We start from the raw sequence: 21,020 nt of genomic DNA, 5'->3' as shown, positions 1-21,020 counted from the left end.
ATACCTTTTATTCCCACAGCATGAAATGGAGGAAAACTATGAGAACTTATGAAGTGCATTCGATCGGAACCATTTATAATAATGAAAGAGGAATTTATATTCAGGTTGACAGAGAATATATACCTGCCTTAACCGCTTTAGAGGGATTTGGCCACATAAATATCTTTTGGTGGTTCAGTGATTTTGACAGCCCCCAATTCAGATCTGTTTTGGATACGGAACAGCCTTATAAAAAAGCGCCTGAAAAAATGGGCATATTTGCCACACGGTCTCCGATCAGGCCGAATCCAATTGCATTGACGGTTGTGGAGGTAATTCACATTGACCACCGGGAAGGTATTATAGAAATTCCATATATAGACGCCAATGACAATACTCCTCTACTGGATATTAAGCCATACACCCCCAGCATGGACAGAGTGGAACATCCGATTGTACCTGAGTGGTGCAGTCATTGGCCGGGAAGTATAGAGGATTCTGGCTCGTTTGATTGGGGAAATGAATTCAATTTTTAGGTATTTCATATTAAATAGGAGCTCGCACAGGACATCATGTCTTGTGCGGTCTTTTTTTGTTTTATGGGGCTGTGGCAAAATGAATTTCTCTTACAAAAACCCCCCAGGGGATGCGTACTTCGGCGTAAGCAGAAGATGTCGCAAACGGGCAGAAAAAAGTTGAAGAATTTTAAATCCGGGCGGATAAAATAGTGTTACAGAATCTTGAGAAGGCCTTTCATATAAGTGACAGCCAACTTTTTATCGTCAGAAGAAAGACGGGAGAACAAAGACAGACACTCTGCCTGCTCATCTGTCAGTCCCGACAGGTTGCGGTCCGGTTCAAAAAAGTCCGTTATAGAAATGCCAAACCCCTGGCAAAGCTTTATCAGCGTGGGAAAGGTGGGCATATTCTCCTTATTCAGCATGGTACTCAGGGTGGAGTAGGTGATTCCAGAGGCTTTCGCCAGCTGATAGTAAGACCAGTTCCGTTCCCGGCATAGTTCCTTTATTCGTTCAATTGGATTGATTTCGTTCATGATCGCCTCGCTGTCCATATGTCTGGTGATTAGTTTTACTCTATTATTTATCATATTTCAATTTTGCAAATAGTATAGATGTGAAAGGGCGTTATAGATATGATGTCTAAACGTCAAAAGAATATGCAATGGAGGGTGAAGAATTGAAAAGACGAAGGAGAAGACAATTGTGGAAAAAGGCGGTTTTGGGAGACATGGATGTATTGGCAATAATGGGTGTAATGCTGTATAAAAGGGGAGGAAAAAACAAAAGGTTTGGAAAAGACTGTATAAAAAGAGCTATGGATATGGGAAGTGAAAGAGCTTATCTGGTTTACCACAGATTGTTTTCAAGGGGAGAGAAATTGATCGATGATCCGTCCTATGAGGAGATGGTGAGAGAATATATAGAAATTTCTGGTGCGCAGGATGTGAGGAGGAAAAAAATTTTGGAGGGATATCTGCGTTTAGGGACAAAACAGCAGATAAAAGGATGGAGAAATAAAAAAATATAACGTAAAAAAGTAATAAATATAACGCTAAAAAGTTGCATGCTTTGGTTAAATGTGCTAAGATTAAAAAAGCTAATGAAGTGGAAGAAGTGAAAGAATTGGAGATAAGGTTATGGAACGCTTCGTGACGACACCTTTTGACGATATGGAAAAGATTGATGAGGGACTCTATGGCTTGGTAATATCCGGATTCAGAGGTGAGGCAGTAAATGTAGAAGAAGGTAAGAAAGAAGTATTGATTTTTGGACGTATGGATGAAACAGTGCCTGTCATTACTTGTTTGGACGGAGAATCAAGTCTTGCTTCGTGTACTGAGATGATTCTCATACATTTTGGAATAGAGAACACCTCAGGGAATGCATTTCGGGATGATGCGAGGATCACTTTGTATGATGCCGTAAGGGAGTTTGAGGTGAATAACCTTGAGGTGGAATGGTTTGAGGGAGATACGATGGAACTGTTGGCGGAACAACTGGATGAAGGCGGGAGCGTTTTGTGTATGGTAAGCGGCATTGTGTTGAATGTACCGGAAATGTCAGATTTTCCAGGGCTGACGGCTGACCATCCTGTGGTGGTAACAACGATTGATGTTACGAATCCTGCGAATCCGCAAATAACTTTTCACGATCCACGATCCAACACAGGTAAAAAATCTTGTGATCTTTCGTTATTTTTATCAGCCTGGGAAAAGGGAAATAGCAGGATGGTGGTAATCAGGGAGGAAGTGTGATGAAATATACGGATCTTGTGCATTCGGGATGGTATAAATATTTGAGCCGAAATGAGATAGGAGCTGAGTGTACGCTGGGATTTCCATATTTGTCATTTTCAGGAAAGGTGTTGTTGTTGACTTTCTATCCCCATAGCATCAGATTTAAAGAAGGGAGAGTTTTGTTTTACCATGCAGACTGTGAAATAAGTCTTAGTTACCCATTTGAGCATATTGAGAGATTTGTCAGATTTCACCCAAATAATTTGTCCCCTGTAGGGAACATGGATGCATTCTGGATAGCGAATGAAGGCAAGGCCATGGTCTTGGAACTATATAAGGCATTTGATGCTCTCATCAAAAACATTGATACTGGCAGCAAAGATTATGGTATAGACATTAGTGCGTATCAGGAAAAACTGAAGAGCGTAATTAGAAGGTTTGGTTTGGAAGAATTATATCAGGAGATAAGCAAATGATAACGATTGCCATTCTTGAACAGAATGCAGAGAAAGCATTAAAAATGAAAGAACTGCTGGTAACGTATTCTATTCAAAAGAATATGGATTTTAGGACACTCTGGTTCAGCACGGAAGGTAGTGTCAAAAAGTTGGAAAAATATATATCAGGTATACATATCGCGCTTGTTTCACTCGAAAATAAAGACGGCCTGCAGGAGGGCATGAGTATATACTCCCTGAATCCTGATTGTCGGATATTTTATTACAGCTCCGGGCCTTGCAGACTTCAGCCATTATTCCACTCAAGACCGATCGAGTTTCATTTCTGGATGGAGAACGATAACATTCTGGTTGAGAAGTTGGATGCTGTGGTAAATGAGCTGATGCATTCGAACGCTACGTTCCACTATAAGACCAGAAAAAAATTGCTTCTAATACCAGAGAGGCATATATTGTATTTGCAAAGTAATCTGAAAAATGTTGAGATTCATAAGATCGATGAAGAAGACGAGACAGTATTTGCAAAGCTTTCAGATCTTGAATCAAAGCTTTCATACCGTTTTGTTCGGATACACCAAAGTTTTATTGTAAATATAGAATATATACGAAGCATAAGAAGGGATATGCATATGGTTACTCTGGAAAATGGCGAAGATATCCCGATATCAGACGCAAGGTACCAGTCAGCTGCATCAAGCATAGAGAAATATAAAAAAATTATGTTTTAAGACAGTATTATTCTCACTGGCTGAATCAGTATTTACAGGGAAATAAGTAGGTAAAGTGGATGATGGAAATTCTTGTTTGTAAATATGCAGTTTGGAGACTATAAAAAGCACTTTACTGATTTTTTTGAAGAAGGTGCTGTATGATTGGTCTACCAATAGAAAAGGGGGATATATCATGAATGAATATGATGAAATGCGTTTGGTTGCAAAAGAGGTTGAATGTGTTGACTTTGTAAATAAGATGGAGGCGTTATCTAATGGATTAAAGAGTCAGGAACTTACAAAGGTTGCTGTTACAGGTCTGAGAAATAGTGGAAAGACAACGTTTATCAATGACATAGTTGGAAGCGAGGTGCGGGAGCCTGGAAACATGGATGATGCCGAAAAGCCTCTGAGGGTGTGTTTTGAGCCGATGAACGAGGATGACAGATATCAGTGTATTATGGTGGCAAATCACGAATGGCATGATTTGGGGGTGGTTTTGTATGAATTCCGGCAGGAGGATTTCATTGAGGAGAATGTGCTGGTTGAAGATATGTATTCCATAGACATGGTTTTCTTTATGATTTCTGCTACTGCACCATTCAATATTGATGAAATCAATTTTCTGAAAGCCATGCCATTTCTGAACAGACAAGTAGTTGTGAATGGCATAGACTATGTAAAGGAGGCGGAGAGGCAGAAAGTCATTAACTACATTGTAAAGATAAATGATTCCTTGGGTCTGCCTCCGGTCATTGTTTTGAGGAGTGGACAGGATAAAGGCAGAATGGTAAGGAATACCATTCCCGGGTACGTTGAGCTAAAGGAAAACAGAGATGCAAGGCAGCATCATGTTTTTCTTTATACATTGGAAAAAGTTGAGGAGAAAATAAAAAGAAGGATCAGTGAAAATGATGAAATGATGCGCCTATCGACTGTACGCGCTTCTCAGATGTCCGCGGAGATAAAAAGGATCAAGGCAGACTGTTATACAATAAGAATGGACATTGACAATTATAAGAAGAATGCCGTAACGCGTATTTCAGAAGATATGGGTTCGAAACTGGAAGCAATGGTTTTAGAAGTTACCCGGGCAAGGGGAAAGTCTGATTCAAATGAGAAGATTCAGAAATTAGCGGAGGATGAGTACCATAAAGCAGCAAAATATGCAGTCGACAGTCTGCAAGAGGCTTTTTTGGCAGATGTGAATAAAGCGGATGCCAGCATAAGGCTTCTGGCCATTTCCGGATGGAACGAGGACACTGTGGAGGAACTTAAGGCGTATGCGCCGCAATACACATATGATAAACCAAGATTCGACTCGACATTAGAGCCGACATATCAGGGAACGGCAGGAATAACGGAGAGCATAAAGGTTCTGATCGGAACGGGACTTGTTGTCGGGGGATTTGTGCTTGCGCCGCTGCCGTCAGTCGTCAGTTGGGCCGGAGGCATCGCAGCGGCCGGAATCGGGGGCGCTTCCTATGTGAAAAAAAGGCAGGCGGAAAATGAAACAGCATTTTCCAATGGAATGAAGGAGGCTTTTAGGGAAGGCATAAATAGTATTAATAAGCTTGTACGGGAAAGCGCGGAGTACAGCTATGGAAAGATAAACGAGTTATTGCTGCGCTGTGAGCAAAACCTGGATAATAAGGAAAATGACAGCAGGATTTCTGATAACAAAGAGGCTGCGCTTAAAAAACTGCTTGAAGAATGCAGTGAGCTAAAGAAAAAACATAATGATAAAAAACAGGAGGTATGAGGTATGAAGCCTGCAACAGGGATGATTGTTGATCACAAGAAGGTATTGAACCAGCTTGCAGAGCTGATTCAGAGAGAGGAGGATTGTGTAATACAGATTTATTCTGATCCTGAACGTGCTGCAGCTCAGAAGGAAAAGCTGGAGATTGCCCGAAGTAAAACGGGAGAGAAGTTTATTGTCCTGATCATCGGAGCATTCAGTTCAGGAAAAAGCAGTATGATCAATGCCATGATAGGAGAGGAACTGCTCCCAACGGGTTTTTTGCCTGAAACGGCAGTTTTAGGTGAACTCCATTATGGGGAAGAAAAGCGGATAACTCTTTATCCAAAGAAAGGATGCTGGGAAGGCGGGGATGAACCATTTGATCTTAAGAAAACTACATCCGATGAAATAGAAAGGTACGTATCATTGAGTGCAGATGACGCGATCAATGCCATGGAAAAGAACGCTATGGACTCGGAATCTACCTCGAAGATTGATTCCAAATTCGAGAAGATGGTTATCTATTGGCCGCTTAATATCTTGAAGGATGGAGTTGTTCTGGTCGACTCGCCCGGAATCAATGACCCCTACAGCAACGACTATATTGTCAATGACTATCTCCCGCATGCGGATGCGATTGTCTATGTGATGGATTCACAGAAGGCTTATCAGGGAACAGACCGCGCTCAGCTGACTACAATCAATAATATTGGGCTGAAGAACATTGTGACCGGATATACGTTTTATGATATTGTGGTAAGACAGTCCGGAAGAAAGCCGGAAAAACTGGAACAACTGCGTAACAGGCTTGTCTCCTATATGACAGGGCACACGGATTTGGGCAAAGAATCCATACATTTCCTGGATTCACTGGAGGGGCTGCAGGCCAAACTGGATGGAAACCAGGAAGGTTTAAGACATTCTGGCTTTGAGGGGTTTGAAAGATACCTTGGGCAGTATCTTGTAGAGGGAAAGGGAAAGGATCAGGTAAAGAACATGGCTTCCACAATTGTCAAACAGGCAGATTCCATGATTAAGGAGGTTGGGAACCTGAACAGTGCGGCGGCACAGGATGTGGACAGTCTCGAAAAGAAGATAAAGGATGCCAATGCACAGCTTGGAATAGTCCGGAGCAACTCCTTTAATACAGGAAGAAATTACCGCAATCATCTGGAAAACTATCTTCCGAAAGCGGAAACTATGGTGAGGGAATTTGTCAAAAGCCTGCCGGAAAGCATTGACCTTGAGGGATTTGAGCCGGAAACAGAGCTGCCCGATGGAGCAAGAAAGCTTTGGCCATTTGGGGAGAACGGGGCAAAGAAAAGGGCCAAGGCAATTCAGAAGGAATGCCAGAATGAAATTACCCGCAGGATGAATGTGGCATACAGGAAGTGGTCTAATGAGAAACTTGGTATTTATATGAAATCCGCTGTGGAGGAAAGCGCCAAGGCGATCCGGCCTGACCTGAATCAGATTGCTAAGGATTTGACGGATATAACAGATATGGTAGCAGGTGAGAGCCACAAAGGGGACGGAACGGTGGGAAATATAGCGGTTGGTCTTGCCTATGCTATGATCACAGGGGATTGGTTTACGGGCGGAATGTCTGCGATCTATGGAAAGGGAGCCATGGCGCGCGGGATTGCATTTCAGGCTGGTGCAGGGGTGGCTTTGGGCGTGATGATGGCTGCCGGAGTAGCCATCAGTCTTCCGTTAGTTGCTGTGGCAGCTATCGGCGCCAGCATTGCAGCTATACTGACGGATAACAATAAGAAAAAGGTAGAAAAAATAAAGGTACAGTCCGTTAAGGATTTTAGAAAAGCCTATGCCAGCGAGGAAGCCGCTAAGGATATTGATAAAATGGTGGACAGTGTATTAAAGAATGTACGTGAGTATATTGACAGTGCATGCAGCGATATGGATGAGGCTCTTGCCAGGGATATCAAAGATACGGAAGACAGCATTCAGCAGATGATAAATGAAAGCAAGCTTGGTCAGGATGCAAAGGACAGGCAGATCAAAGCCAGGTTAGAAGCAGCGAAAAAGCTGGAGGAAATTCGCGAAAATGCAATTGATATTTGCAGAAAATATAACATTACGGATGTCGTTATATCATGAAGCGGATTCAATGCCTGATTTCCGGGGGTGAAACCTACCCGTAACCGGGCTTTTGAAAGGAATTACATTTTATGTCCGTAATCTCTACAGGCAAAAGTATGCCTGTAGAGATTATTGCTATATGGGAGGATTGATTTGAGAACAGTAAATATTTTTTACAATCCATATATTAACAGCTCAAGGCTTTTTATCGACAAAAATGAGCATACCCGCAGCGGGAGGCGTATTGATGAGTTCATAGTCGGACAGCCGATAGATAACTGGCTTTCTCCATATACCTATTCGTATCACAGATGGGATGGGTTATTGGCTGAGCTGATGGATGACCTCAATGAGGATGAGATAGAATTGTTTTTTTATAGTCTTTCGGATTACTTCTCAATAGTGACAGAAGAGCTGCAATCCCAGGCGGAGTTTGTTGAGGGAAGAGGTTACTCTTCAAATAGGTGGAAATGCGAGTGTGTTGAATATTATCACCCGGAAAAGATAAAAAGTGGGCTTCTGAATTTTATTCAGACCAAAAAACATTTCGTACCTGACCAATATAGTATGAATCTAATTGAATACTGCGAACAGGGCTTGATGCAGAAGCCTGAGGCATCCTTAGAATCATTGCAAGAAACATACAAACTTCTGAGAAAAACGATAAATGCCGCAAAGGAGTTTTGCACTAATAATAAGAACAATCCGAACAGTGTAAAAGTTTGGGATAACGCAGAGAAAGAACTTCTGAAAATTTTAGGAGGCAAAGGAACATGGAGTACACGGCCATAAAGGAAAATACGAAAAAAGAATTTTATATAGCGATAGTGGGCACGTGGTGTGCTGGAAAGAGTAGTTTCTTGAATGCTCTGACAGGAAAAGATATTATCCCAACAGGTATTTTGCCTAATGAGAGATCAGTACCTATATATATCCATTGGGATAAAAAGAAGTGGATGAAATCTGTCGGAGGTAAAGCTGAAAATGGCTATGGGGAGAATGAGCCGATTCTGTCTGTTACATTTAAAGACGGCAGGGTATGTAACCTGATTGCGGGAGAATTTGCTTGGTTTCAAAGAATGGCAGGGGCAAACCTTGCGAAGAATACACGGGCAATTATGGAATTTATCTATGAAAGTGATATTCGTATCGAAATTTTGAAGTTAGACCTCCATTTTCCAGAACATGCGGATTATGAAAATATGTGTATGGTGGATATTCCATCCCGGGTACATTATGAGTCCTCTGGGAATGAATGGATAACAGAGATAGATACAGTGATTATAATAGATAACGTACAGCGTCTTTATGGATCTGCGGTAAGAGACATAATGAATGAAATTTATAAATACAATCCAAAGCTGTTAGAAGAAGCGACTATGGTTTTAACGCATGTGGATACAATACCGGAGGGAACGTATAGGGAGGTTATACCAAGTATCCGAAAAATGGCAGCAAAATATCTTCACAATCCAATACCGAAAATTTTTGGTGTTTCATCATATAAGGCATTACAGTTTAAAAAAGATGGTATAGAGGAGGATCGGGTATGGGCAGAAAAATTTGAAGCATCCGTTCAGGAGATTATGTCGGACATACGCGGCCGCTGTCTGCGGGACAGTATTGTAACCGCATTTTCGCTGCTTCCCGGAATCATTGAAAGCCTAAATGAAGAGGAGAAGAAAGCATATACGGAAAGAATCAGCCAATTGCAAACTCGTTTTCATGACCCGGAATTCAGACTTGCCATTATTGGAAATTTTAGCTGCGGCAAAAGCACATTCCTGAATGCTTTGATTGGGCGTGAACTCTTATCTACCAGTGACATACCTACAACGGCAATACCAACCTATATTCGTTGGAACAAAGAGGAGGTTTTAAGTCAGATAAAAGAGGAGGTAAACATATATGGGGAGGATGATCCGTTCATTGTCTTAACTGCAAGAGGCGGGACGAAATACCATTTGACAGAGCCGGGCCTGTCTAAGCTTGAAGCAGAAACCGGAATACACCTGCCAGATGATATAGGTGAGATGATTGATTATATCACCACCTCTAATTCTCTGATCAGGACGATTGAAAAGATAGATATATCTTTTCCAAAGAGAGAAGGGTTTGAAAATTTCTGCCTGATTGATACTCCGGGAATGAACCCGGGGGATGAAGAAAATAAGGAGCATATCATACAGACGCAGACGGTTCTCAGGGAGGATGCAGACGCTGCTATAGTGCTCTATACTGCAAAGGATGCGATGTCAAAAGACACGAGGCAGTTTATGGAAGAAAATGCCATGGATCTAATGAAAAATGCAATTATTATTCTGACTAAAATGGATCTTGTCCCTGATAAACAAATCAGTAAAGTGATCCGCAGTACAACGCAGCTTGTCAGGGAACAGTTTCATCAGAGTCATCCCAACATATACAGTATCTCTGCTGGGATGGCTGTGGAATATGCCAGCGGCAGGTCATTGAGTAATAAGGACAGGGAATGGGCAGAAGGTTTTGAGCAGTCAGTCAGTGCAATCATAAATCAGCTGCATGCACGGCGAACAGAGCTCGTTTCACAGAGAATCGCTTCCGTGATGAAAGAAATGATAGAAACTATGTCAGTATCTATTTCAAGAGAGACAGAGGAGCTTCAGAAAGAACATGAGAGGCTGCGAAGAGCATCCTCAACACAGCTGAGAAAGGAGTTTCATGCAATAAAATCGGAATATAAGAATAGCATAAATTCAAGTTCGGATGGACGAAAATTAAGAGCAAAAAACATTGTCAGCAAAATCATAGACACAAAGGCAGAGGATATATACAAAAGAATAGAGGATGCATCGAATACAGGAGAACTGAACAGCTGCTTAGGGAATTATTATCAGAGCAAGATGAAAGACGCCAGTCAGGAAATTGTCAGTCAGATCAATAAAGAAATAATCTCTGAGCTTAACACCTTTAGCAGGGAATACATAAAGAAAGCGGAAAAGTGCCTGGATAAGTACAACAGGTATTTGGGGAAAATAAATGCTCGGTCAGTATCAGTGAAAAGTGGGGCCATTTCGGACACAGCGCTGGTATCAGCACCATCCGCAGGTTCATCATTCCTGAGTGACCACGCAGCTCTGCTGACTGCTGGGGGTATTACCCTGTTTATCCCAGGCGTTAATCTGCTGGTACTTGCCGCCGGATTTATCTGGGATGCTGTTCGTTTTGAGTCTAAGAAAGGAGAAGCAAAAACGAATGTACAAAAGAAACTGATGGAATATAAAAACAATTTGATTGCGGCATGTCAGGACAGCATCCGTCAAACAGAAGCAGAGAACCTCAGTTGGGCAATTAAACTGCTGGAAGAGTACAGGTCTAAATACAGCGCTTCCTTTGAGAGTATTGAGCGTGATTATGAGAGGCATTCGATAGAAGTTGTGAACAGAATAGGGAAGAACAGAGAAAGTATCATTACAATCACGCAATTGAAGGAAAGGCTTACACTAAATTAGGAAATCCATCATAAACAGATATCACCATAGATGAAAGTCAGCGATGGTTTAAAGGAATGACAGGGAGGTTTCCATGCAGGAAAAGGGAGAAATAAGAAAAACACTGAATGAGAATGAAGGAACAGCAGTGGAGGAGAGTGGAATTGCGTCAATGGTAGATGACATGGTTTATCTTTCCGACCTGTATCTGCATAAGAATTATCTGCAATATTTGGACAAAATGCCTATTGTGCCTGTTACTGAGGAAATTGAAGGAATTAAACAGGGTACGAACCTTCGCATGATCCGTATAGATGGGATCCTTCACGACAAAAATGAGAACCTGTCTGAAAAGCTAAAGAGCCTTTTTGGAGCGGTAGAGGCATTTGAAGCTGGGTTAATGCTTGTTCTGCAGGCAAAGGGGGAGCGGACAGAGATTTATATTGGCATTTGCGGAAAGGATATGGATACCGTTAATCCTGCATTTAATACTTTTATCCGTTCTTTGAAAGGAATCTTGCCGGGATGCAAGTTTTACAATGTAAAGATGCCGGAGGTAAATAACATTATGGAGGAGGTCTTTGCTCAGAATTCCGTAGTGAACGGAACACGAGAAAGGATTTCTGCTTCCGCAATATCAGCTTTCCCGGGTGCATATGGTGAAAATACGGAAAATCCTGCCAATCCTTACGATGCAATAGAGAAAATAGACGTTCTTCTTGATGGGATGCGGGGCAGACCTTTTTCCATGATACTTTTAGCTAAGACGGTTCCCGGTGAAATGCTGATAACAATGCAGCATCAGCTTGAGCTGTTGTATATGCAGCTGTCGCCATTTGAGAAGCAGACTATCTCGTTATCTGAGAGCGATACCGATTCGGTCAATCTTAATTTTTCGCATTCGGTGACTTCCAATCAGAGTTATAGTGCCGGACTGACACATGGGGTTTCGCACACTCATGGAGAGGGGACAAATTATTCGGAACAAAAAGCGGATGATCATGCAAAGCGGACGCAAGCAGGACTGGGCTTGCTGGGAACAGCCGTATCTCTTGCAATCCCTCTTGCAGGGGCAGCAGCCATGGGGGCAGGAGCGACCCTCGCAGGTGTTCTTGGAAGTGCATATGGAGGCGGGAGGTTCCTGCAGTCCATGTTTTACGGGTCTGGTATCTCCGCGGCTGCGACAAACGTTGGTGTTTTAACAGGAGTGGCTCCAGATGCGAAGTCTATTTCAGCGGGGCGAAGCGAACATGATGACTTTACAGACAGTGAAAGCAAACAGGTGACGTTCAGTGTCAGCGAGGGAACAACCGACTCCAACGGTTATTCCATTGGAAATAACAGGACAGTGGGTAACTCCGCCCAATATACTATGATAAACAAGCATATCAGCGTAATATTGAAGGAACTTGAACGGGAAATCAGTCAGCTGCAGCGTTTGAAAAAGGAAGGAGCTTTTACCGGAGCGGCATATTTTATAGCCGGAGACACAGAGACGGCCGTGACGGCCGCCAATATTTACAGGACTATGACAGAGACAAATTCAAAAGGAGCGGCGTTAAGTTCACCAATATATCGTTGGGGGAACATGTCTGATGTCGATATGCTGGTGGAGTATCTGTCGAAAGGTTTTCATCCGGTATTCGCATTAAAGAGCGAACCACATCAGCCCAGCGTTGAAGCTGCCCAGATGATAGGATTAAATGATATTCCTGTATATTTTTCATTCCCGCGAAAATCAATTCCGGGAATGGTTGTTTCCGAATATGCCGGATTTTCCCGGGATATTATCTTTCAGGATGGAGACGCGGCACAAACGTCTGATGAAAAAAACGTACATATAGGGCATGTATACCATCTGGGAAAAACGGAGACTCAGACACCGATACACCTTCGCATTAACGATTTGACAAAGCATCTGTTTGTAGCAGGGGCAACTGGGGTAGGAAAATCAAACTTTTGCTACCAACTTCTGGATCAGTTGTCGCGCCATGAAATAAAGATGCTGATTATCGAACCGGCAAAGGGGGAATATGCAAGTGTACTCGGAGGCAGGGAGGGCTTTCATGTGTTTGGGGCAGATGCCATGAGATCCCCTGTAATTCGTATAAATCCCTTTGCTTTTCCCAACGGGATTTCTACAGTACAGCATATTGAAAGACTGCTGGATATATTCAATGCTGCATGGACAATGTATGACGCAATGCCCGCTATTCTGAAGGAAGCAATAGAAAAAATATATCTTGACAGGGGCTTTGACCTGTATCTTGGGAGAAAGCCGGAAAATACGGATTTTCCATCTTTTGATGACCTGCTTGAGGCACTGCCGGCTGTGATACAAAAGTCAGCTTATTCGAATGAGGTCAAGGGGAATTATACCGGGGCACTGGTTACCCGGATTAAGTCCCTCACGAATGGATTATACCGGATGATCTTTGGCAGGAATGAGATTGGAGATGATGTATTATTTGATCAAAACGTTATTGTGGACATCAGCCGGATTGGATCTTCGGAGACAAAGGCATTGCTCATGGGGGTTCTTACCATGAGGCTTTCGGAACACCGCATGTGTGAGGGAAGGATTAACAGTCCTCTGAGGCATGTGACACTTTTGGAAGAAGCGCACAATCTGCTCCGCAAAAACAGCTCGGGCGGCAGCGCGCAAGGTGTTGACCTGAGGGCGGCATCGGTAGAAATGATTACAAATGCAATAGCTGAAATGCGGACATACGGAGAGGGATTTCTTATTGCCGACCAGTCTCCGTCTGTTCTTGATGCATCCGTCATCCGGAATACACATACGAAGGTGTTTTTTATGTTGCCCGACAGGAATGACAGAGAGGCGGCAGGGGATTCTTTAACCCTGAATGATGAACAGAAGCAGGAAATCGCAAGGCTTTCCCCAGGGGTAGCAGCAGTCTATCAGAACGGATGGACAAGCGCTGCACTCTGCAAGATAAATTATTTCTCCGAGGACAAAGCAGACCCCTTTGTATACAGATCAGTCCCCGACCAGATTATGTACAGAAAACTTGCTGGACAGGCAGTTGCTGTCGTATTAAGTGAAATGATGGGGGAGAACAAGAAAAGCAGTGTTTCTCCGGAAACCATTCAGGAGCTTCATAGACAGGACTTCTCGTTTTTTGGAGAAAAAGCAGATGAAGCAATCAGAGTGATCAAAGAATATGAAAAATATAAAAGTTTTCGCGGTGACATGGCTGAGTGCAGAAAATTACTCACTGAACTGATTCCGCTGAAGCAGATTATAAAGGAAACGGGAAATCGGGAGGATAGGAATGCCTGGTGCTTCTCAGTGGAGGAACAGCTTCAAAGAGCTGCCGAGTTGACTACGGATGAAATTGCCGCCGTTGTACAATGCGGTATCAGCTGGTTTCTTCCTAGATATGAAATTGGGAAAATGTGTGCAAGGTATATAGGATACAGACAGCAAATAAAAACAGATTAGCGGAGATAGAAACAGATTTATGATAATTATGCAGTTTTAAGCCATGAATATGGAGTCTATGCACGACAACGCCGTGTTGGATGTATAGTATAGAAAAGAAATGAAGGAGGTGACAGGTGTGGAGAATAGGATACCTGATGTTTTTAAGGAATTCCAGGATGCGGGCGATGAAATCAATATGCATGAAACAGAATATTTTGATATGGATCGGAACAATGAAATCAAGATTTCAGGTGCTGAAATAAGAAACGATATGTCCGGGTTCGAAGGAAAGGATGTGGTGGTGTTTGGAGATCCTATCAGTACGGGAGAAAGCCTTGACCATTTGCAGGGGGATAATCCTTACTTTGCAAAAGGTAATTGCGGGCTTGTTTCTACAGCTAATTTCTTGAATCTTTGCGGAATTTCTGCAGCGGATGAAAATATGATAACAAAATATGCCATTGACAATGATGAATGCAATCATGGATGGTTCGTGCCATCGGCAGAAAGAGGCGGTGTGGAAAGAGAAAATATGCAAAGAATCATCCGGGACTTTGGCATTGACACTCAATTGTTCGAGCCATTTGAGCAGGGCGGGAGAATTGAAGATATTGCAAACCGGCTGGAAGCAGGCTATGTGGGAATTATGGGGGTCAATGCAGGTTATCTTTGGGACGATCCAGCGTATGTGGGAGACGGTTTCTCTAATCATGAGGTGACGCTTACCGGTACGGTTCGTGATTCGGAGACAGGTGAGCTGCTTGGTCTGACAATCTGTGACAGTGGGTACGGCAAGGCCTGCGATGTCCTGTCTCTCGAGAGATTGCAGTCGTGTTATGAAAGCGTACCTGGAGCTAATGTAATATTTTCTACAAGTTCGATTCGATCTGATTTGCGGGCTTAGGAGGGTGGGATATGACAGTATTGTACAAGGATCTTTTGAAAAAAGTTAAAAGGCAGATGACAGAAATAACTGGGAATGGGTATTCACTGACACCTGCCTTTGTGAAAGAGGAAAATGGCCACAAATGCGAAGTGTATTTCGCTTATAATCTGTCTGGGAAGGGTGATATTACAAGGCCATATATCCGGCTGGTGACGGATTATGGGACAGGTATAATTTTGGAGTATCGAAATGCACACTATTGTGAGTTTGCAAATGCTGATAAATTTCCGCTGGATGGGAAGATGAGTCCAAAGGTACCCATTGCAAAATCAGCCGCTGAGCAGGCGGAACTTTTGAATAAATTACTTTCTTTATATGAAAGTGTCCGCGAGTTTGCTCTTTCAGAAGATATTTCTGATGAGGAACGGAAAACATTAGCGGAATACAGGCAATGCCTTTATGATACGATCCCAGCAGAGTTGATGGCTTTTTGCGTTGATACAGAAAAGGATTTTTTTGAATGGATCGACAAAAGTATTTTCCCATGATAGGGAGGAGGTACATTCTATATGGAATGGAAAACATTGGAGGTATCCGGCAAACCAACTGATAACGCAGAAGAAAGAGATGCAAATTTTGTTCAGGAACGTATGGAATTGATGAGAGAGGAAGAAATAGACGAGTCCCAGATCTGGGATGAAAGTGAGATTGAGAATATCAAACAAATTCTTCCTATGGAACTGACAACAGCTGTGCCTGGTATGGAAAAAGCAATTATATGCGGGGATCCTATTTCTTTAGGGGATATTCTTGACCATCAACAGGGATATGATAATCCTTACGGAAGCTTTGGCACCTGCGGCCCCACCTCAATAGCCAACCTATGTATCATAGGCGGAAAGGAGGTGACGGAACCGGAAGTTGTAGAGTACGCAATGGAAAATGACTTGTGTGTTAAAAATGACGAGAAGTTTCATGGGGGAGGGACTACAATTGGACAGCAAATTGCCTTGCTGGAGCATTTTGGTTTTCCTTCCCATTGTGAGCTTGCCAATGAAACAGCGACACCTGAACGACTGGCTTCGGCAATTGAAGGAGGACATGGAGTGCTGCTGGGCCTTAATTCAGGCGTACTCCAGGATCGGGAGTGGAAAGTATTTAATGATAAAGGCGAGATAGCCGCAACCCATGCAGTATGTCTGACTGGTACGGTAAGAGATCCTGATTCCGGTAACTTAGTTGGTTTTTACCTTTGTGACAGTTCAGGCCAAACTCCGGAATCCGGAAGGACATTTGTTCCAATGGACAAATTCTTGCACAGTTACAGCGATGCCAAAGGCAGTTTTGCTGTTATCACAAATGACCCAATACGGCAAGGTTATAACTATCATATAAAATAACTTTTTAGGGAGGAGGAAAGACTATGCACAGATATAATGAAAGCAAATTGTATACACATCTTAGCGGATATTTCAAAGGGGCAGAAATGAAATCAAGTCTTCGTGCCCTTGGATTTATGAGAGAGAAGCATGGTCAGCAGCGTCGGTCTAATGGACAATTATACATAGTACATCCGCTTTGGATGGCAAGTTATATAATCGCACTTGGGATAAAGGACGATGACATTGCCGCAACAGTCCTTTTGCACGATGTATGTGAGGATACGGCAACCCAAGTGGAAGAACTTCCTTTTAATGATACGATCCGGAAAGGAGTGAAGTACATGACTTTCCACAAATATGATGACGAAGAAAAGCAAATTGCTAAGAGGAGGTATTTCAATGAACTTTTAGAGAGCAGGGAAGCACTTATGTGTAAAGGACTGGATCGTTTTATGAACCTTTCTACTATGGAAGGAATTCTGAGTGAGGAGGCTATTGTGAAAAACATCAGAGAGACGGACGAGCTTCTGCTGCCAGTTATGAAGGTAGGAAAAGAAAAGTGGCGGGAAATGTCAGATTATTTTTTTATAATGCGTGCCAATATTCGTGCTGTAAATGATACGCTTGCAGCAGCCCATGGTATAGAACTAAAGGGAGACGATGCCACATATCCATTTTCCGAGGAATAAAGTCAGATTTCAGAAGGGGATTTATACTCGGAGACCATGATTCATTCAGGGGAGTTGACGCTAATACGGGTGAGGGAGAAAATCACCTTGGAAAGATTCTTATAAAGATCAGAAGTGAACTTCAAATGGAGGAAACACGGAGATGAATAGAAAAAAAGGGGTTTTCATATTCTCGACAGCATTACTGATTCTGTTAGCGGTTGTGGGGCAATTGCTTTGTGATACTCTAGAATTTGGGCAGGGACTTTTAAAGGAAGTCGTTACCATATTTGCAGCGTGCGCAGCGGCTGCTATTACATTCTTTTCAATATGCCTGCTTCAAAAAGACAACAAAATAGCAAAGGTACTATCAAGGATATTTGGCTGTCTATTTATTATATTCATAGTTATTTTTTCCGGTTCGATACTCAAAGCGACAGGAGATTACAGTGACATATATGGAACGGGCTGGTGGATTTCATATGTTGATAAATTGGAGGATGAACGGAGGCTTTGGTCGCTGGCGAAATGGGTTGGAAAGGGTGAACCTTATTATCAATACGACAATGCCGTTGTAAAAATACCGGCAAAAAACGAGGAGGAAGCATCCAAGGAGCCTTATAAGTCAGCACTTGATGAAAGAGTACGTTCAGAGCATGTGTATCAGTTTTTCTATTCGGATACCATGCTGAATGTGCTGAGTTATCAGTTTGGAAGATGGGTGCTTTGCTTATATATTCTTGCAGCTATAATATGGTCCCTATCAAGTTTTTACTTACTATTGGCGATAACAGGGGTATGGAATAAAGGTCTTTTCCTGAGCGCATGGTTCCTTATGCTGCTAAATGTATGGCTCCCTGTTCTGAACTGCGCAGGACTGGTGTTTTCATATTGGGGGCCTCCATTTACCGGTTATGGACGGGGTTATTTGGAATATAATATTCTTCTTATTGGAGTGCCGATTGGAGCGATGCTTGCTTTTTCTAGTTCAGGAAAGGTGGTTCTAAAGAGTCTAACAGGCGAAGAACAGAATCAGATAAGGAAAGGAATAAGGTAGATATGGGACTGTTTGATGGCTTCAGAGATGACAAGGTATCAGAGTGATGGAAAGTCAAGTGTAGGAACGGGAGAAAAAAGTATAATCATCATGATAAATATAAAAATCGGCGTTATGAGTGATTTGCATTTGTTTAACAAAACTGCAAAGATAGAACGAGCACTTTCAAAATTGCATGATGTTCAGTTGATCTTGATTGTCGGCGATATTGCAGACCGTGCAGATGAGAAGCAATACAATATTTTGCTCCAATTGATGGATGGGCATTTACAAGGAGTGCCTGTATATTGCGTTTCTGGTAACCACGACAATCCTGCAAGAGACGATATAAACTACAGGCTGTTTGAAAAGAAAATCAACAACGAGTATCCTTCCATTGTTGATGAGTGCGGCGCTTTTTATAAACGCATCAACGGATATGTTGATCTCATAGGGCTTAATCCCTTATATAATAAAAAGCAATTTTTCTTTTCCGCCAAAGGACGGCAACTAGCCTTTTTGCAGGAAAAACTAAATAAAAATTTGTCCAAATACCACATTGTGATATGTCATCCACCCCTGATTGCACACAATCCCCAGCGAGCTGCGGACATGACATCATACATCGTCACAGAGCAGGACAAGCGACTTCAAGGAATAGTTGATGAAAACAGAAACGTGATTTTTTTATCGGGGCACACTCATCTCTCTCCCACTGTTGAGTTTGACGAAGATCGTTCCAATTTGTACATCAATGATGGCAGTATTTGCCCGACGACAGTAAAAGATGAAAAAAAAGAAACTCAACAAGGAAACGTAATCTTGCTTGATATAAGTGAAAATAGAATTTCTGTAATTGTGAAGGGGATTCATACCAACACAATATTGTTTGCGAATAGCTTTAGCATGCCGGATAAACAAAAGCGGCAGACATCGTTATGGGGATTTTCCAAATAAAAAAACAGTAGAAAGGATGGAAGCACAATGAACAACAATCTTACGGAACTGGTTTATATTCTCGACATGAGCGGGTCGATGAGCGATCTCGTGCAGGACACTATCGGCGGATACAATTCACTGCTGAACCAGCAGAAGAAACTTGGAGAGGAAAATCCGGAGTTGAAAGCAAATGTCACTACGGTGTTGTTTGACGACAGGTATATTCTTCTGCATGACCGGGCGGACATCAGAAACGTGCCGGACATCACAGATAAGGAGTATAAGCCAAGGGGAATGACTGCCATGCTCGATGCCATTGGCAGGACACTGGTGAGCGTCGGGCAGAACCTTGCGGCGATGCCGGAAGAAGAAAGACCGGGGCTTGTATCTGTAACCATCATCACAGACGGTTATGAGAATGCCAGTAAGGAGTATAACTGGGAGTCTGTCAGGCAGATGATCAGGGAGCAGAGGGAAAAGTACGCATGGGTATTCTCTTTTATTGGCGCAAATATAGATGTGGGGAAAACAAGCGACGATCTAGGTATCGACCGCAAGATGTCAAAGAAATTCACAGCATCGCAGGCTGGCGCGTCATCGGTGTTTGCATCGATTACCCGGGGGACAACGGCTATGCGCAGCATGCCGCAGGCCCCGCAGGCTTCCAGAGAGGATGCATTGGCTGACGCACTTGATGATATTGAGTGAAGAGTAAACGGATTTTAACCTGCGTGGAAAGGAAAGGTGGTTTGAAAGAGTCTGGCAGGCGAAGAACAGAATAGATAAGGAAAGGAGAAAGGTAGATATGGGACTGTTTGATGGCCTCAGGGATGACAAATTAGAAAAGGACAAGGCGGAAGAGTTTTTGAGAAAGGGGAATGAATTTTTCAATGCGAGTAAGTGTGATAAAGCGATAAAACAATATGTGCAAGGAATCAGAGTGATGGAAAGTCAAAGGGAAAAGAAGGACTCTAAAGAAAACAAATGGTATTTGGCAATGTTTTATGAAAGGGTGGGAAGGGCCCATATGATAGAAGAAAACTACATTGCCGCAGCACAGAGTCTGGAAAGGTGCATTGCCTTAAGGGAAGTAATAATAAATTCAGATAATAAGGACAGGGCAGAAAGAGAACTTAGTCTCGCATATGAGCTTGCAGGTGCAGCCTATATTCAGGTAGACTGGGATCGTGGGAAAGAATATCTATTGAAGCACAACAGTTTATGCAAAAAAATTTCAGACAGAACACAGCTTTTAGAGGATCATATGGAATTAGCAGATTCCTATGATTTACTGCTTGAGCTTTATGAGAACGGATCTGAGAAGACATGGCATATTATGAAGATGAAGGAGATCTATGAGCAGATTCATAGGCATTTGCCGGACAATGAGGAAATAATAGAACGTTTGTATTATGCTGAAAATCTTTATATTGAACATGAGATAAAACCAAAGTTGGAAAATTCAGAAAGTGAGTTAAAGCAGTTTCAGAAAGAATCAAACCATACAAAAGCAGCTGAATGTTGTGAGAAGATTGCAGATTCTAAGATTTACATTGCATTAAAACAAAATTTGAACTTCGAAGTAATCGATGAAGGAATTGAACATTACCATAATGCCGCTGAAAATTATAAAAAAGCAGGACAGGTAGGAAAAGCTGTTAGGTGTTATGAAAAAGCAGTAAGTATAAGACAAGCACTGGTAAAAAGCATCGAAAATACTGAAAAAAATTCACATTTACTAGATGTGGCGAATGCCAGACTGGGGTATTCTTATCTTATGGCAGCAGAGACAGAAGACTCTGAAAGAAAGAAAAAGGAGTATGCGGAAGAGGCTTACCAAATTTTCAGACGGTTGTCTGAAAAACATCCTCATAATGAGAACTTCGAAAAATTCAGGGATTGGATGGGAACATATTTATAGTCTGTTAGAGGATTGATAGAGA

The 21,020-nt window shown here is 42.4% G+C and carries 19 protein-coding genes; 18 read left to right on the top strand and 1 reads right to left on the bottom strand.

Features of this window, described 5'->3' with window-relative positions; all coding sequences use genetic code 11:
- Positions 1 to 38: 38 nt before the first annotated feature.
- Positions 39 to 515 carry an SAM-dependent methyltransferase gene (locus tag AC0THY_RS18840; protein ID WP_489992118.1) on the top strand — a complete coding sequence of 159 codons (477 nt, stop codon included), beginning with the start codon at positions 39 to 41 and terminating at the stop codon, positions 513 to 515.
- 194 nt (positions 516 to 709) lie between these two features.
- On the opposite strand, the gene AC0THY_RS18835 is transcribed toward AC0THY_RS18840, so the two are convergent.
- Complete coding sequence (locus AC0THY_RS18835) at positions 710 to 1,087, bottom strand: helix-turn-helix domain-containing protein (protein WP_489992117.1); 378 nt, start codon at positions 1,085 to 1,087, stop codon at positions 710 to 712.
- A 74-nt stretch (positions 1,088 to 1,161) separates the two neighbouring features.
- On the opposite strand from AC0THY_RS18835, the gene AC0THY_RS18830 reads away from it, so the two are divergent.
- The 17 genes from AC0THY_RS18830 (at position 1,162) to AC0THY_RS18750 (ending at position 20,998) form a co-directional block, all read left to right on the top strand.
- The gene (locus tag AC0THY_RS18830) at positions 1,162 to 1,527 is read left to right on the top strand and encodes a hypothetical protein (protein ID WP_489992116.1); all 366 of its coding nucleotides are present in this window, start codon (positions 1,162 to 1,164) and stop codon (positions 1,525 to 1,527) included.
- A gap of 109 nt (positions 1,528 to 1,636) precedes the next feature.
- Complete coding sequence (locus tag AC0THY_RS18825) at positions 1,637 to 2,254, top strand: hypothetical protein (protein WP_489992115.1); 618 nt, start codon at positions 1,637 to 1,639, stop codon at positions 2,252 to 2,254.
- The gene (locus tag AC0THY_RS18820) at positions 2,254 to 2,712 is read left to right on the top strand and encodes a hypothetical protein (protein ID WP_489992114.1); all 459 of its coding nucleotides are present in this window, start codon (positions 2,254 to 2,256) and stop codon (positions 2,710 to 2,712) included. Before AC0THY_RS18825 ends, AC0THY_RS18820 begins: the two co-directional genes overlap by 1 nt.
- On the top strand, positions 2,709 to 3,422 hold the full coding sequence (locus AC0THY_RS18815; protein ID WP_489992113.1) for a LytR/AlgR family response regulator transcription factor: 714 nt from the start codon (positions 2,709 to 2,711) through the stop codon (positions 3,420 to 3,422). Before AC0THY_RS18820 ends, AC0THY_RS18815 begins: the two co-directional genes overlap by 4 nt.
- A 175-nt stretch (positions 3,423 to 3,597) precedes the next feature.
- Entirely contained in the window at positions 3,598 to 5,166 is a 1,569-nt protein-coding gene (locus AC0THY_RS18810; protein ID WP_489992112.1) for a hypothetical protein, read from the top strand.
- A 3-nt stretch (positions 5,167 to 5,169) separates the two neighbouring features.
- The gene (locus AC0THY_RS18805) at positions 5,170 to 7,266 is read left to right on the top strand and encodes a dynamin family protein (protein ID WP_489992111.1); all 2,097 of its coding nucleotides are present in this window, start codon (positions 5,170 to 5,172) and stop codon (positions 7,264 to 7,266) included.
- Between the two features lie 135 nt (positions 7,267 to 7,401).
- Positions 7,402 to 8,040 carry a hypothetical protein gene (locus tag AC0THY_RS18800; protein WP_489992110.1) on the top strand — a complete coding sequence of 213 codons (639 nt, stop codon included), beginning with the start codon at positions 7,402 to 7,404 and terminating at the stop codon, positions 8,038 to 8,040.
- Positions 8,022 to 10,739, top strand: coding sequence for a dynamin family protein (locus tag AC0THY_RS18795; RefSeq protein WP_489992109.1), 2,718 nt, complete (start codon positions 8,022 to 8,024; stop codon positions 10,737 to 10,739). Before AC0THY_RS18800 ends, AC0THY_RS18795 begins: the two co-directional genes overlap by 19 nt.
- Before the next feature lie 73 nt (positions 10,740 to 10,812).
- Positions 10,813 to 14,184: an ATP-binding protein gene (locus AC0THY_RS18790; protein ID WP_489992108.1), complete on the top strand. Its 3,372-nt coding sequence runs from the start codon at positions 10,813 to 10,815 to the stop codon at positions 14,182 to 14,184.
- A 118-nt stretch (positions 14,185 to 14,302) separates the two neighbouring features.
- Positions 14,303 to 15,070 (top strand): hypothetical protein, encoded by a 768-nt coding sequence (locus tag AC0THY_RS18785; protein ID WP_489992107.1) that lies wholly within the window; start codon positions 14,303 to 14,305, stop codon positions 15,068 to 15,070.
- An 11-nt stretch (positions 15,071 to 15,081) separates the two neighbouring features.
- The gene (locus AC0THY_RS18780) at positions 15,082 to 15,600 is read left to right on the top strand and encodes a hypothetical protein (protein WP_489992106.1); all 519 of its coding nucleotides are present in this window, start codon (positions 15,082 to 15,084) and stop codon (positions 15,598 to 15,600) included.
- A 21-nt stretch (positions 15,601 to 15,621) separates the two neighbouring features.
- Complete coding sequence (locus tag AC0THY_RS18775) at positions 15,622 to 16,452, top strand: hypothetical protein (RefSeq protein WP_489992105.1); 831 nt, start codon at positions 15,622 to 15,624, stop codon at positions 16,450 to 16,452.
- A 23-nt stretch (positions 16,453 to 16,475) separates the two neighbouring features.
- Positions 16,476 to 17,123, top strand: coding sequence for an HD domain-containing protein (locus AC0THY_RS18770; protein WP_489992104.1), 648 nt, complete (start codon positions 16,476 to 16,478; stop codon positions 17,121 to 17,123).
- Positions 17,124 to 17,265: 142 nt separating this feature from the next.
- Positions 17,266 to 18,159, top strand: coding sequence for a hypothetical protein (locus AC0THY_RS18765; RefSeq protein ID WP_489992103.1), 894 nt, complete (start codon positions 17,266 to 17,268; stop codon positions 18,157 to 18,159).
- Positions 18,160 to 18,174: 15 nt separating this feature from the next.
- Positions 18,175 to 19,095, top strand: coding sequence for a metallophosphoesterase family protein (locus tag AC0THY_RS18760; protein WP_489992102.1), 921 nt, complete (start codon positions 18,175 to 18,177; stop codon positions 19,093 to 19,095).
- Positions 19,096 to 19,122: 27 nt separating this feature from the next.
- Positions 19,123 to 19,785 carry a vWA domain-containing protein gene (locus tag AC0THY_RS18755; protein WP_489992101.1) on the top strand — a complete coding sequence of 221 codons (663 nt, stop codon included), beginning with the start codon at positions 19,123 to 19,125 and terminating at the stop codon, positions 19,783 to 19,785.
- 97 nt (positions 19,786 to 19,882) lie between these two features.
- A complete protein-coding gene (locus AC0THY_RS18750) occupies positions 19,883 to 20,998 on the top strand; it encodes a hypothetical protein (RefSeq protein ID WP_489992100.1) in 1,116 nt (371 codons plus the stop codon).
- The last annotated feature ends 22 nt before the right edge of the window (positions 20,999 to 21,020 follow it).

It is taken from the genome of Ruminococcus sp. 8Y-12, from assembly GCF_058119865.1.
This window is presented reverse-complemented; position numbering and strand designations above follow the sequence as displayed.

Bases quoted from the DNA above. Each gene is read 5' to 3' on its own strand.
- AC0THY_RS18840 (WP_489992118.1), top strand. From the start codon at position 39: ATGAGAACTTATGAAGTGCATTCGATCGGAACCATTTATAATAATGAA.
- AC0THY_RS18835 (WP_489992117.1), bottom strand. From the start codon at position 1,087: ATGATAAATAATAGAGTAAAACTAATCACCAGACATATGGACAGCGAG.
- AC0THY_RS18830 (WP_489992116.1), top strand. From the start codon at position 1,162: ATGGAGGGTGAAGAATTGAAAAGACGAAGGAGAAGACAATTGTGGAAA.
- AC0THY_RS18825 (WP_489992115.1), top strand. From the start codon at position 1,637: ATGGAACGCTTCGTGACGACACCTTTTGACGATATGGAAAAGATTGAT.
- AC0THY_RS18820 (WP_489992114.1), top strand. From the start codon at position 2,254: ATGAAATATACGGATCTTGTGCATTCGGGATGGTATAAATATTTGAGC.
- AC0THY_RS18815 (WP_489992113.1), top strand. From the start codon at position 2,709: ATGATAACGATTGCCATTCTTGAACAGAATGCAGAGAAAGCATTAAAA.
- AC0THY_RS18810 (WP_489992112.1), top strand. From the start codon at position 3,598: ATGAATGAATATGATGAAATGCGTTTGGTTGCAAAAGAGGTTGAATGT.
- AC0THY_RS18805 (WP_489992111.1), top strand. From the start codon at position 5,170: ATGAAGCCTGCAACAGGGATGATTGTTGATCACAAGAAGGTATTGAAC.
- AC0THY_RS18795 (WP_489992109.1), top strand. From the start codon at position 8,022: ATGGAGTACACGGCCATAAAGGAAAATACGAAAAAAGAATTTTATATA.
- AC0THY_RS18790 (WP_489992108.1), top strand. From the start codon at position 10,813: ATGCAGGAAAAGGGAGAAATAAGAAAAACACTGAATGAGAATGAAGGA.
- AC0THY_RS18780 (WP_489992106.1), top strand. From the start codon at position 15,082: ATGACAGTATTGTACAAGGATCTTTTGAAAAAAGTTAAAAGGCAGATG.
- AC0THY_RS18775 (WP_489992105.1), top strand. From the start codon at position 15,622: ATGGAATGGAAAACATTGGAGGTATCCGGCAAACCAACTGATAACGCA.
- AC0THY_RS18770 (WP_489992104.1), top strand. From the start codon at position 16,476: ATGCACAGATATAATGAAAGCAAATTGTATACACATCTTAGCGGATAT.
- AC0THY_RS18765 (WP_489992103.1), top strand. From the start codon at position 17,266: ATGAATAGAAAAAAAGGGGTTTTCATATTCTCGACAGCATTACTGATT.
- AC0THY_RS18760 (WP_489992102.1), top strand. From the start codon at position 18,175: ATGGCTTCAGAGATGACAAGGTATCAGAGTGATGGAAAGTCAAGTGTA.
- AC0THY_RS18755 (WP_489992101.1), top strand. From the start codon at position 19,123: ATGAACAACAATCTTACGGAACTGGTTTATATTCTCGACATGAGCGGG.
- AC0THY_RS18750 (WP_489992100.1), top strand. From the start codon at position 19,883: ATGGGACTGTTTGATGGCCTCAGGGATGACAAATTAGAAAAGGACAAG.